Source organism: Xanthomonas phaseoli pv. dieffenbachiae (assembly GCF_008639345.1).
In the GTDB taxonomy this organism is placed as follows: Bacteria; Pseudomonadota; Gammaproteobacteria; order Xanthomonadales; family Xanthomonadaceae; genus Xanthomonas; species Xanthomonas phaseoli.
The window spans coordinates 3,575,478-3,587,316 of the sequence record NZ_CP041380.1 but is presented as its reverse complement, the minus strand read 5'-3'; the positions used below and the strand labels follow the sequence as shown (position 1 = coordinate 3,587,316).

The following is an 11,839-nucleotide window of genomic DNA, read 5'->3' as shown; positions in this document are numbered from 1 at the left end:
TGTCCATGTCCGACCCATCTGCCGAACCCCTCGACCCGTCCATCCGCCAGGCGATCGTGCCCGACAACGCCGCCGGACGCCGTTTCGACGCAGTGCTGGCCGAGCTGTTCCCGGAATTTTCGCGCTCGCGGCTGTCGGAATGGATCAAGTCCGGCGATGCGCTGCTGGACGGCGAAATGGCGCGCCCGCGCGATACCTTGCGCGGTGGCGAGAGCGTGCAGGTGCAGGTGGTGCTGGAAACCCAGACCCACGCTGCGCCGCAGGACATCCCGCTGAGCGTGCTGTACGAAGACGAGCAGGTGCTGGTGATCGACAAGCCGGCCGGCCTGGTGGTGCATCCGGGCGCCGGTAATCCGGACCGGACCCTGGTCAATGCGCTGCTGTTCCGCGACCCGGCGCTGGCCTCGGTGCCGCGCGCCGGGGTGGTGCATCGCCTGGACAAGGACACCAGCGGCGTGATGGTGGTAGCGCGCACCGTGCAGGCGCAGACCGCGCTGGTGGAGCAGCTGTCCGCGCGCGAGGTGCATCGCCAGTATCTGGCCGTGGTGGTGGGCGCGCTGGTCTCCGGCGGCACCGCCAATGCCCCGATCGATCGCCACCCGCGCGACCGCCTGAAGATGGCGGTACGCGACGATGGCCGCGATGCGGTCACGCATTACCGCCTGCGCGAGCGCTTCCGTGCGCACACCGCGCTGGAATGTCGGCTCGAAACCGGGCGTACCCATCAGATCCGCGTGCACATGGCGCACCTGAAATCGCCAATCGTCGGCGACCCGCTGTACGGCGGCGCGCTCAAGCTGCCCAAGGGCGCCACCGATGAGCTGGTGCACGAATTGCGCACCTTCAAGCGCCAGGCGCTGCACGCTGAAACCCTGGAATTCCTGCATCCGGTCAGCGGCGAGCCGGTCCGGGCCAGCGCGCCGGTGCCGGCCGATCTGCAGCGCCTGATGACTGTGCTGCGCGAAGACAGCGCACGCGCCGCCGAGCTGGCACGCCGCTGAGATGTCCATGGCTGCGGCCTTCATCCTGCCAGCCGACTGGCCGGCGCCGCCGCGCATCCGTGCGCTGACCACGCTGCGTCACTGTCTGGGCGGCTCGCTGCCGCCGTTCGACACGCTCAACCTCGGTAACCGCAACAGCGCCGAAGGCGATGTGCCCGAGCAGGTGGAGCGCAACCGAGCGCTGCTGGCCGCGACCCTGCAGCTGCCGAGCACGCCGCATTGGCTGCGGCAGGTCCATGGCGTGGACGTGGTGCGGCTGGATGCACCACCCGCTGCGCCCGATTCCGCCGAGCGCGCGGCGGATCAGCGACCAGGCGCGCACGAACCGGTCGCCGATGCTGCAGTGACGTCGGCGCCTGGCGTGGTACTGGCAATCCTCACGGCCGATTGCCTGCCGGTCGTGTTCGCCGCCGTCGATGGCAGCGAAGTTGCTGCTGCGCATGCCGGCTGGCGCGGGCTGGCCGACGGCGTGCTGGAGCGCAGCATGGCCGCAATGCGGACGCCACCGCAGCGACTGGTGGCCTGGCTGGGGCCGGCCGCGGGACCGCAGGTGTATGAAATCGGCGAGGACGTGTTCGACGCCTTCGTTGCGCACGATGCACAGGCGCAACGCGCGTTTGTCGCCACGCGCCCGGGGCACTGGCGGGTGGATCTGTATGCGCTGGCACGCCAGCGGCTGCAGCAGGCCGGCGTGCCGGCCGATGCGGTGCATGGCGGCGGGTTGTGCACCATTTCCGAGCCGCAACGCTTCTTCTCGCACCGTCGCGATCGCCGCAGCGGACGCATGGCCACACTGGCCTGGATTGTCCCCTGAACACGCCCCTGTTCGCCCAAGTGCTGGGGCAGGACGCGTTCGCGCAACTGCCTGCGCCAGTGCGCGCGCTGCACTCGGTGCGGCAGCGGCAGCGCTTTGCCGGACGCGCACAGATTCAGCGCGGTGGACATGCGCTGGTGCCGTTGCTGGCGCTGCTGAGCCGTCTGCCGCGTAGCGGCGAGGTGGCGGTGGAAGTGGACTTTCTGGCCGACACGCACGGCGAGCGCTGGCATCGGCGCTTTGACGGCATGCCGATGCATTCGCGGCTATGGCGCCATGGCGACAGCTTGCGCGAACACCTGGGTGCGGTGCGCTTTGAATTTTCGCTGCAGGCCGATGCGCAATCGTTGTATTGGCAGGCTACCGGCGTGTGGGCGTTCGGGATGATGCGGTTGCCTGCACGCTGGTTCCGGCAGGTGCGCTGCCGCGAGCATGCCGACGACGGCCGTTACGGGTTTCTGGTGGACGTGCAGTTGCCGCTGGTAGGACCGTTCATTCGTTACGAGGGCTGGCTTGAACCGCGCTGATCCATCGCCTGCTGCGCCGCCTGTGGGGCGCGCCACCATCGTCTTCGACGGCGTGTGCCTGCTCTGCAATGGCTGGGTCAAATTCCTGCTGCGCCACGATCGGCGTGGGCGCTATCGCTTTGCTGCCATGCAGGGGCAAGCCGGGCGCGCACTGTTGCAGCAGCACGGTCTGGACCCAGACGACCCCCTGTCGTTTCTACTGGTGGACGCCACCGGTGCCTGGACCGACAGCGACGCGATCGTGCGCGTGCTTGCGGGATTGGGCGGACTCTGGCGGCTGAGTGGGGTGCTGCGCCTGGTCCCACGTCGCGTGCGCGATCTCGGCTACCGGCTGATCGCACGCAATCGTTACCGCTGGTTCGGCCGCAGCGATCACTGCCTGCTGCCCACGCCCGAGCAGCACGCGCGGTTTCTGGACTGACGCAGTGCGCCCGGCATCGGGGCGCTGGCCTGAGGTGCGCTGCATCGCATCGCATTGCGATGCAACGCAACGCAACGCGAACCTACGCAGGGACGGGGCGATGCTGCGCCTCGCTCGGCTGGCCTCAGCAGCGCAGCTGTTGATGGATGGCATTTCTGCCCAAACCCGGTCGCGCCCGGGTGCGCTCCTACGAATCGCCAAGCATGCCGGGCTTATGCCGCGTTGTGGAAGCTGGCGCGCGCGAGGTTGGAGGTGCTCGGGCGGGTGTCGGATTGCAGGCGGAAGATCGAGACCGCATCGGCCAGTTCCACCGCCTGTTCTTCCAAGCTGCGCGCGGCGGCGGTGGCTTCTTCCACCAGCGCGGCGTTGCGTTGGGTGACCTCGTCCAACTGCGCGACCGTGCGGTTGACCTGCTCGATGCCACTGGACTGCTCGGCGCTGGCCGAGGTGATCTCGCTCATGATGTCGGTGACGTGTTTGACCGAGCCGACGATCTCGCGCATGGTCGCGCCGGCGCGGTGCACCAAGCCCGAACCCAGCTCCACCTTGTCGGTGGAATCGGCGATCAGCGTCTTGATTTCCTTGGCCGCATCGGCCGAGCGCCGCGCCAGGGCACGCACTTCCGAGGCGACCACCGCAAAACCGCGGCCCTGTTCGCCGGCACGTGCGGCTTCCACTGCGGCATTGAGTGCCAGGATGTTGGTCTGGAACGCGATGCCGTCGATCACCCCGATGATCTCGCCGATCTTGCGCGAGGCGGTGCTGATCTGGCCCATGGTGGCGACCACCTCGTCCATCACCTGGCCGCCGCTCTGCGCCACGTCGCCGGTGCCGACGACCAGGCGATTGGCCTGCAGCGCGCTCTCGGCGTTCTGCTTCACGGTGGAGGTGAGTTCTTCCATCGAGCTGGCGGTTTCTTCCAGATTGGCCGCCTGTTGCTCGGTGCGCTCGGAAAGATCCATGTTGCCGGCGGCGATTTCCACCGCGGCCTGGCGGATGGTGTCCGATGCGGTCTGGATGCCGCCGATGATCTCGGTCAGGCGGGTGACGGTCTGGTTGGTGTCGTCGCGCAAGCGCGCGAAGATACCGTGCGCATCGCCGTCCACACGCTGGGTGAGGTCGCCCTCGGCCAGCGCACCGATCACGCGCGCCAGTGCGGCCAGGTGGGTTTCCACCGAGTCGTAGATGCGGTTGATGCCCTGCGCCAGGGTCAGCAGCACACCGTCCATGCCGTCGATCTGCATGCGGCGGCTGAAATCGCCGGCGGAGGCGGCGTCGATGATCTGGATCAGCGCCTGCTCGGCATTGACCTGCGCGGTGACGTCCATCCACTGCGCGATGGTGCCGAGCTTGGTGCCGTCGGCGGCGATGATCGGGCTGTACACGAAGTCGATCTGGCGGCCGAAGAACGGCGCACGCACGGCCTTGGAGGCATTCAACGCGCGCATGCGGTCGATCGCGGCCTGGCTGTCGGGATAGATGTCGCCGATGCTGCCGCCGACGAAGCCTTCGGCATGGAAGCTGGGACGGAAGCTCTGTACATCCGGCTCGATCAGCTTGAGCATGGCGAGCAGTTTGCGGTTGGCAAACAGCACCTGGCCATCGTCGTCGGCGATGCGGATCATGGTGTCCAGATCGTCCAGCGCCTTGATCACGAATTGGCCATGGCGCAGGCCTTGCTCCATCACGTCGATGCGGATGGCGAGCTTGTCCTGGGCATCCTGCAACGCATGCAGCAACGGCGCGAGGTCGCCGGAGGCGTTGCGCAGGTCCAGACGCTGGATGCGTCCTTCGCCGATCGCCACCGCCGCACGCATTGCCTGCTGCAACTGGCCGTCGTGACGCCGGCGCGACCACCACCAGAGCCCGGCGCTTGTCGCGCCCAACACCAGCAGGGCGGGCAGCACGCGTCCGAGCCCGCTCAGGAAGCCGCCGGGCACCAGCGTGGCGGCATAGCAGGCCAGCAACGCCAGCAGCGCGATATGTGCAGCGGCGGGCAGCCATGCGGTCCAGGTAGCGCGCGCAAATGCCGACCGGCAGGCGGTTGGGCAACGGGGGCGGCATCGTGTGCAAGCGACATAGGCTGAGTCCAGCTGGATGATCTGAGAAGGGGGAGCGGCATCGGCAGTCCATGGCCCGCAATGGGGGTATCGGCGGCTGAGTCCGAATCATGATGATGTGAAGGCGCCGTTCGTCGGAATGTGGCAACCAGGTCCCGAAATGGCAGGATGTCATTGATATGGAAGCGATTTCAGTTCGCCAGGGTATGTGCGTCGGGTGCGATCAAATGCGCCCACGCGTCAATTTGATTGTAAATTCCGCGTGAAAAATCCCTGTGCGTGCCGAATGCCCGGCAATGTCGGCGAGCTGCGATTTGGGGTGGACAAACCCCTCCTGGGAATGGTGCTGGTTGGCTTGTCGACCTGCGCGGGCTCTGGATTGGCACCCACACAGGCCTTTGGCTGCTGCATGGGGGCGCCGGCCTCGGAGGTTGGCGTGGATCCGGACGTCCACGACGCAGGTTTGACAGCCAACCCACGTCGGTCGCGCGTCTTGCGCTGGGCCGACATCCTCGGATTGGACCCACGAGCCTTGGCCGCACCTGGATGCGCGCGCACAAAAAAACCGGCCGCCTCGCGACGACCGGTTTGATTGATGCGTCCGTCGGCCCCGGGCCGACGGCAGGTTGCCTATGCGCCAGCACGCAGCCAGGCGGGTGAGGCGCAGCGGCCGATGCAGTGCAGACTGCATGCGCTGATGCGCATCAGCGCACTGCCTGGCCGCGTGGTGCGTGGAGCGCGGCCGTCACTTGGCAGGCGCGGCCTGCGCATCGTCCGGCAGGGCCCAGGCAATGACGCTGTCGCCCGACTTGGTTTCCATGCGGTCGTGTCCACCGACGGCAGCCACGATGTACTGCTTGCCGTTGATGGTGTAGCTCATCGGCGCTGCCTGCGGGCCGGCGGGCACGCGGGTCTCCCAGACCTGCTTGCCGGTGCGGGTGTCGAAGCCGCGCATGAAGTCGTCCAGGCTCGCGCCGATGAAGGTCACTCCGCCAGCGGTGGCCAGCGAGCCGCTGTTGTTGGGCGTGCCGATTTCGAACTTGGTCTTGGACGGGATACCCATCGGGCCCTGGTCATAACCGGTACCCAACGGACGGCGCCAAATCACCTGCTGCGTGCGCAAGTCGACACCGGCAATGTAGCCCCACGGCGGTGCCACGCACGGGGTGTTGAGCGGCGACATCCACGGCTCCTTGCGTGCGCCGTAGGCCAGGCCCTTCTGCGCCATGTAGCCGGGCGTCTTGCTCTTGCCGTCGAACACCGAGACCACGCCCAGCTCGTCCATCTTCTGGCGGGTATACACCTGCAGGGTGTAGGGCAGGCGATTGCTGTTCATCACCATGATGCCGCGCTGCAGGTCCACCGAAACGCCGCCCCAGTTGATGCCGCCGTGGTTGCCGGTGAATGCCAGCGACCCCTGCAGGGTGGGTGGGGTGAACATGCCTTCGTAGCGCAGCTGCTTGAACTGGATACGGCACACCAACTGGTCGAACGGGGTCATGCCCCAGGCATCGGATTCGATGATTTTTTCGAACTCGCGGCTCGGCGCGCCCACGGTGTTGGGCATGCCCGGCGAGATCGGCTGCGTGGCAGCGGTCCAGTCACCGTGGTCGGTTCCCTGCGGTACCGGGATCTGCTTGACCGGCATGATCGGCTCGCCGGTGGCGCGGTCCAGCACGAACACCTGGCCGGACTTGGTCGCCTGGATCACCGCAGCACGCGTGCCGCCGCCGGCGACCGGCCAATCGACCAGGTTCGGCTGCGGGCCGATGTCGTAATCCCACAAGTCGTGATTGACGGTACGGAAATGCCAGCGCTCCTTGCCGGTGGCGGCATCCACCGCAACCAGCGAGGCGGTGTATTCCTCGTCCTGCGGGGTGCGGCCCTTGCCGAAGAAGTCTCCGGACGCATTGCCGGTGGGCAGATAGACCAGACCCAGCTCGTCGTCGGCGGCCATCAGCGACCACACGTTCGGGGTGGAGCGGGTGTAGGTCTGGCCGGCCGGCGGCTCGGCGGTGATCGCCGGGTTGCCCAGGTCCCAGGCCCAGCGCAGCTGGCCGGTCAGCGCATCGAAGCCACGCACCACGCCGGACGGCGCATCGCCTTCCTGACCGTCGCGGACCTGGCCGGTCGGCTGGATCACCACACCGCGCATCACCACCGGCGGCGAGGTCGGGCCGACGAAGCCCGGCTTGGTGTTGCCGGTGCCCGCATTCAGATCGACATAGCCGTTGTTACCGAAGCTGGTGCACAGCTTGCCGGTCTGCGCGTCCAGCGCGCCCAGGCGGCCATCGACCATCGGCCAGAAGATCCGGGTCGGGCACTCGGCGGTGCCTTCGGGTGCCTGGTAATACGACACGCCACGGCAGGTGGTGGCAGCCACACCCGCCATCGCCTTGGGATTGGTCTGCGGATCGAAGCGCCAGCGCTCCTTGCCGTTGGCTGCTTCCACCGCGATCACCTTCTGGGTGGGGGTGCAGATGTAGAGCAGGTCGCCGACCTTGAGCGGGGTGTTCTGGAAGGCGTAGCCCAGCTTGGAATCCTTGGGCTTGAGATCGCCGGTGTGGAATTCCCAGGCCACCTTGAGATTCTTCACGTTGTCCGGGGTGATCTGCGCGCCGGGGGTGTAGTGGTTGGACAGGTTGGAGCCGGCATAGGAGGTCCAGTTGCTGGCGTCGTGGTTGGCCGCGACGTTGCCGTCGGGGCTGGGCACGGTGCCGCGGCTGAAGGCCGTTGCGTTGTCGGCCGGCAGCTTGGAGGCATCGGCCAGCTCGACATTGCGCGGCATCAGCAGCGGCCACAGGATCAGCGCCGCCCCCAGGATCGGCAGCACGCCGGTCACCAGCGCATAGCCCAGCCCGGATAGCGGCTGCATGCGACGACGCGCCACACCCCAGAACGGCAGCAGCACCAGGCCGAGCACCGACATCATGGCCAGGCGCGGTACCAAGCCCCAGCCATCCAGGCCCACTTCCCACAGCGCCCAGGCGATGGTGCCGGCCAGCGTGGCGCCAAACAGCCACAGCCCGGCGCGCTTGCCCAGCGCGAGCAGGACGCCCGCCAGGAACAGGGCAATGCCCGCGATCAGGTAATACCAGGAGCCGCCCACGGCCACCAGGCGGCCGCCTTGATAGGCGAGCACCGCGCCGAGCACGGCGATCACCACGGCATAGGCCACCAGCAACCAGGTGCCTAGCCCACGTTTTGAGGATTGATCAGTCATTTTGAGATGTCAGGAAGGACTCAGGCACCAGCGAGCGGTGGCGAGTCGTGGAGGGAGAGCGATCGCAGGCGCCAACACGCGGCCCCGGATCTAGATACGAACGTCGAACGCTATGAACGCGCAGCCCCTCCCAGGGTCCTCAGCGCTAATCATGCAAATATTTTAGACCCCCGAACGCCCTTTGTCCGTGACGGAATAGGAACCAGCGTTCCAACCTGCACGTTTGGCACACCGGAAACATGCGGATTTTGAACGCCTTGCGAAGTGCATGCGGTACTTGCACAGCCATCGGCGACATGCGCTGCTGCTAAGCGCGACCACGATCGAAGAGCAGGGTGCAGCCGCGCACGTGGCGTTGCGTGTGACTGCCGTGTCGATCGCAGCTGCAGACTGTCGACGTGCGAGCTAATCATCCCATTGCGAGTCGGGGCAGCTTGGCCAAACGCCGCAGCTGCTCAATATGGCTGCGTCATGCATTGGCCAAACGCAGCAGCCGCTCAATATAGCTGCGCCACGCAGCGCATCTCTAGGAGCTCCGGACTTCACTCTGATTGCGGCCGCACCCACGTCCGCATTTCGGGCACCGTCTCCTTCATTGAGGAGAACAATGCCCTGGTGGGAAAAGGTTTGCCTTACACCTCAGACAGCGCCTGCAGATAGCGCTGGCGCCAGTGGTTGATATTGTTCTTGCGCAGGTGGTCCATCATTGCGTGCCAGCGTTCGATGCGGCTTGCCAGCGGCATGCTTGCCGCTGTGGCGATCGCGTCGGCCACGCCATCCAGATCGTGTGGGTTGACCAGCAGTGCTTCCTTCATTTCATCGGCTGCACCTGCAAACAGCGACAACACCAGCACACCCGGATCTGCCGGATCCTGCGCGGCCACGAATTCCTTGGCAACCAGGTTCATGCCATCGCGCAATGGCGTGACCAGACACACCGAGGCCGCGCGATAGAAGCCCGTCAGCGTGGCATGGCTGAAGTTCTGATTGACGTAGCGCAGCGGCGTCCAGTCCGGCTCCGCATGTCCGCCATTGATGTGGCCGGCGATCTGTTCGAGCTGGCTGCGCAATTGGCGGTATTCGGTGACATCGCCGCGCGAGACCGGCGCGATCTGCAGATAGGTCAGGCTGCCGGATTGATCCGGATACCGCTCCAGGTAGCGCTCGAAACCCTGAAAGCGCTCCGGTAAGCCCTTGGAATAATCCAGGCGGTCTACACCGATGGCCAACTGACGGCCACGCAGGCTTTCGCGCAGATCACGTACCGCCTGCTTGCCGGCAGACGCCTTGGCCTGGTGGGCAATCAGGTCGGTGTCGATCCCGATCGGGAACGAAGAAGCGTTAAAGCGGCGCCCACCCGGGCCTTCCACCAGATCGCCTTCCAGAATGCGGCCACCGCCAAACAGGCGTACATAGGCTTTGAAACGTTCGGCATCGCGCTGGGTCTGGAATCCGACCAGGTCGTATGCGTAGAAGGTACTGAACAGGCGCGCGTGATCGGGCATGGCCTGCACCAGATCGGCCGACGGCATCGGTACGTGCAGGAAGAAGCCCATCTTGCAGCCCACGCCCAGCTCGCGCAGCATCGCGCCGAGCGGAATCATGTGGTAATCGTGGATCCACAGCGTGTCGCTGTCTTTCAGCAGCGGCGCGAGTTTTTCGGCAAATAGCCGATTGACGCGCATATAGCCTTCGCGGGTGGCGCGATCATAATCGACCAGGTCCAGGCGGAAGTGCAGCAAGGGCCACAGCGTGCGATTGGCGAAGCCGTTGTAGTACGAATCGATGTCGCGCTTGTTGAGGTCCAGGGTGACGAAGGTGATGTCGCCTTCGGTCTGCTCGTGCATGCCACCGCTGTCGCCGCGCACGGTCTTGCCGCTCCAGCCAAACCACATGCCGCCGCGCTCCTTGAGCGCTGCCAACAAGCCAACCGCCAGGCCGCCGGCGCGGTTTTCGCCAGGCACTGCAACACGGTTGGATACCACCACCAAACGACTCATGACGCCTCCTGCCAGCTCCGCGACAAGCGCATCGCTGCGATGATCAAGCCAACATGCGAATAGGTCTGGGGGAAGTTGCCCCAGGCTTCGCCGTCCTCGAACGATAGATCTTCCGACAGCAAGCCAAGGTGATTGCGGCGCGAAAGGATGCGTTCGAACAATTCACGTGCCTCGTCCTTGCGCCCGATCGCGGCCAGTGCGTCGATGTACCAGAAGGTGCAGATGGTGAAGCTGGTTTCCGGCTCACCGAAGTCATCCGGTGCGATGTAGCGGTATAGCGCATCGCCGTGCTTGAGCACGCGGCCAACGGCTTCGACCGTGCGCACGAAGCGGGTGTCGTCGTTGGCCACGATCCCGATATCGGCCAGCAACAGCAGCGATGCATCGAGCCGATGGCCGCCGAGGGTATCGGTGAAATGGCCGTGTTCGTCGCTCCATGCCTCGGTCAATACGCGCTCGCGGATGCTGTCGGCACGTTCGCGCCAGTAGGTGCTGCGCTCGGGCAGCGCCAGCCGGTCGGCAATCTTGGACAGGCGATCGCATGCCGCCCAGCACATCGCGGCGGTGTAGGTATGCACTTCGGCGCGGCCGCGAAATTCCCACAGGCCGGCGTCGGGCACGTTGTGCAATGCATAGGCGCGCTCGCCCAGCGGTTCAAGCCGGCGGAAGGTGTCGGCATCGCCTTGATCCTTCAGGCGCAGGTCGAAGAACAGCTGGGTGGACGCCAGCACCACGCTGCCATAGACATCGTGCTGCTGCTGGATCCATGCCAGGTTGCCGCGCCGCACCGGGCCCATGCCGCGGTAACCGGCCATGGTGTCCACTTCGTGTTCTTCCAGCTGCGATTCGAAGCCGATGCCGTACAGCGGCTGCATGGTGCCGTCAGTGGTGGCGATATTGAAGATGTAGCCGATGAACTGCTCCATCGTGCGGGTTGCGCCAAGCCGGTTGAGCGCACGCACCACGAAGGCGGCATCGCGTAGCCAGCAATAGCGGTAATCCCAGTTGCGCGGCGTATTGGGCGCTTCCGGGATCGAAGTGGTCATTGCCGCGATGATCGCGCCGCTGTCTTCGTACTGGCACAACTTGAGCGTGATCGCGCTGCGAATCACCGCTTCCTGCCAGTCCAGCGGAATGGACAGGTAACGCACCCATTCGCGCCAGTATTCTTCGGTGCGTTCCTGCGCTTCCTGCACGTAACCGTTGAGCGAGCGGGTCAGCGATTCGTCCACGCCCAGCACCAGGCTCACCGGATGGCTGAGCACGAACGGCAAGCCGTCGCGTACGAAGCGTACCGGCACATCGGTGGTCAGGCGCAGGGTGAATTCCGGCAACACCCAACGGATGTGATTGCTGCCCCAGGTGGTGTCCGGCGTGCGGCCGCCCCAGTCGGCCAACGGGCGGGCGCGCACGATGATGCGGGGGTTGCCGCTCAGTGGCCGGATCTGGCGGATGATGCTGACAGGCCGATAGAAGCGCCCGTTGTTGCGCCAGCGCGGCGCAAAATCAATGACTTCCACCTCGCCGCCCTTGCTGTCGCGCAACACCGTGCGCAGCACAGCGGTATTGGGCAGGTAGTGCTGCTCGCTGCTGGCGAAATCTTCCAGTTCCACGGCGAAGTCGCCGCCTTCGGTCTTGGGCGAGAGCAGCGTGCAAAAGGCCGGGTCGCCGTCGAATGCCGGCAGGCAGCTCCACACCACACGTGCCTGCCGATCGACCAGTGCACCGAAACTGCAGTTGCCGATGACGCCCAGATCCAGGTTTGGCTCGGTCATGGAGTGCAAACGATCCTG

General features: G+C 65.9%; 7 protein-coding genes and 1 pseudogene. 4 read left to right on the top strand and 4 right to left on the bottom strand.

The features are described 5' to 3' along the window. Positions 1 to 5 precede the first annotated feature (5 nt). Genes rluD through FLG15_RS16090 form a run of 4 tightly spaced genes read left to right on the top strand, consistent with a single transcriptional unit; the run spans position 6 to position 2,763 of the window. A complete protein-coding gene (gene rluD / locus FLG15_RS16105) occupies positions 6 to 1,001 on the top strand; it encodes a 23S rRNA pseudouridine(1911/1915/1917) synthase RluD (protein ID WP_003488615.1) in 996 nt (331 codons plus the stop codon). A 1-nt stretch (position 1,002) separates the two neighbouring features. Continuing rightward, positions 1,003 to 1,815, top strand: coding sequence for a peptidoglycan editing factor PgeF (pgeF, locus tag FLG15_RS16100; protein WP_057662458.1), 813 nt, complete (start codon positions 1,003 to 1,005; stop codon positions 1,813 to 1,815). Between the two features lie 20 nt (positions 1,816 to 1,835). Continuing rightward, the gene (locus FLG15_RS16095) at positions 1,836 to 2,342 is read left to right on the top strand and encodes a DUF4166 domain-containing protein (RefSeq protein WP_007965341.1); all 507 of its coding nucleotides are present in this window, start codon (positions 1,836 to 1,838) and stop codon (positions 2,340 to 2,342) included. Next, entirely contained in the window at positions 2,329 to 2,763 is a 435-nt protein-coding gene (locus tag FLG15_RS16090) for a thiol-disulfide oxidoreductase DCC family protein (RefSeq protein ID WP_057662452.1), read from the top strand. Before FLG15_RS16095 ends, FLG15_RS16090 begins: the two co-directional genes overlap by 14 nt. 212 nt (positions 2,764 to 2,975) lie before the next feature. Here the strand turns inward: FLG15_RS16090 and FLG15_RS16085 are convergent. The 4 genes and pseudogenes from FLG15_RS16085 to FLG15_RS16065 form a co-directional block, all read right to left on the bottom strand. Continuing rightward, a pseudogene (locus FLG15_RS16085) lies at positions 2,976 to 4,843 on the bottom strand (methyl-accepting chemotaxis protein). Between the two features lie 725 nt (positions 4,844 to 5,568). Continuing rightward, positions 5,569 to 8,007 carry a glucose/quinate/shikimate family membrane-bound PQQ-dependent dehydrogenase gene (locus FLG15_RS16075; RefSeq protein WP_209225638.1) on the bottom strand — a complete coding sequence of 813 codons (2,439 nt, stop codon included), beginning with the start codon at positions 8,005 to 8,007 and terminating at the stop codon, positions 5,569 to 5,571. Between the two features lie 671 nt (positions 8,008 to 8,678). After that, positions 8,679 to 10,046: an alpha,alpha-trehalose-phosphate synthase (UDP-forming) gene (gene otsA, locus FLG15_RS16070; RefSeq protein WP_057677783.1), complete on the bottom strand. Its 1,368-nt coding sequence runs from the start codon at positions 10,044 to 10,046 to the stop codon at positions 8,679 to 8,681. Beyond that, positions 10,043 to 11,821 (bottom strand): glycoside hydrolase family 15 protein, encoded by a 1,779-nt coding sequence (locus FLG15_RS16065; RefSeq protein ID WP_057677784.1) that lies wholly within the window; start codon positions 11,819 to 11,821, stop codon positions 10,043 to 10,045. The genes otsA and FLG15_RS16065 overlap by 4 nt, the downstream gene beginning before the upstream one ends. Positions 11,822 to 11,839: the final 18 nt, after the last annotated feature.

What these genes read in the sequence shown, in the direction of transcription:
- rluD (WP_003488615.1), top strand. Translation starts at nt 6, where the DNA reads ATGTCCGACCCATCTGCCGAACCCCTCGACCCGTCCATCCGCCAGGCG.
- pgeF (WP_057662458.1), top strand. Translation starts at nt 1,003, where the DNA reads ATGTCCATGGCTGCGGCCTTCATCCTGCCAGCCGACTGGCCGGCGCCG.
- otsA (WP_057677783.1), bottom strand. Translation starts at nt 10,046, where the DNA reads ATGAGTCGTTTGGTGGTGGTATCCAACCGTGTTGCAGTGCCTGGCGAA.
- FLG15_RS16065 (WP_057677784.1), bottom strand. Translation starts at nt 11,821, where the DNA reads ATGACCGAGCCAAACCTGGATCTGGGCGTCATCGGCAACTGCAGTTTC.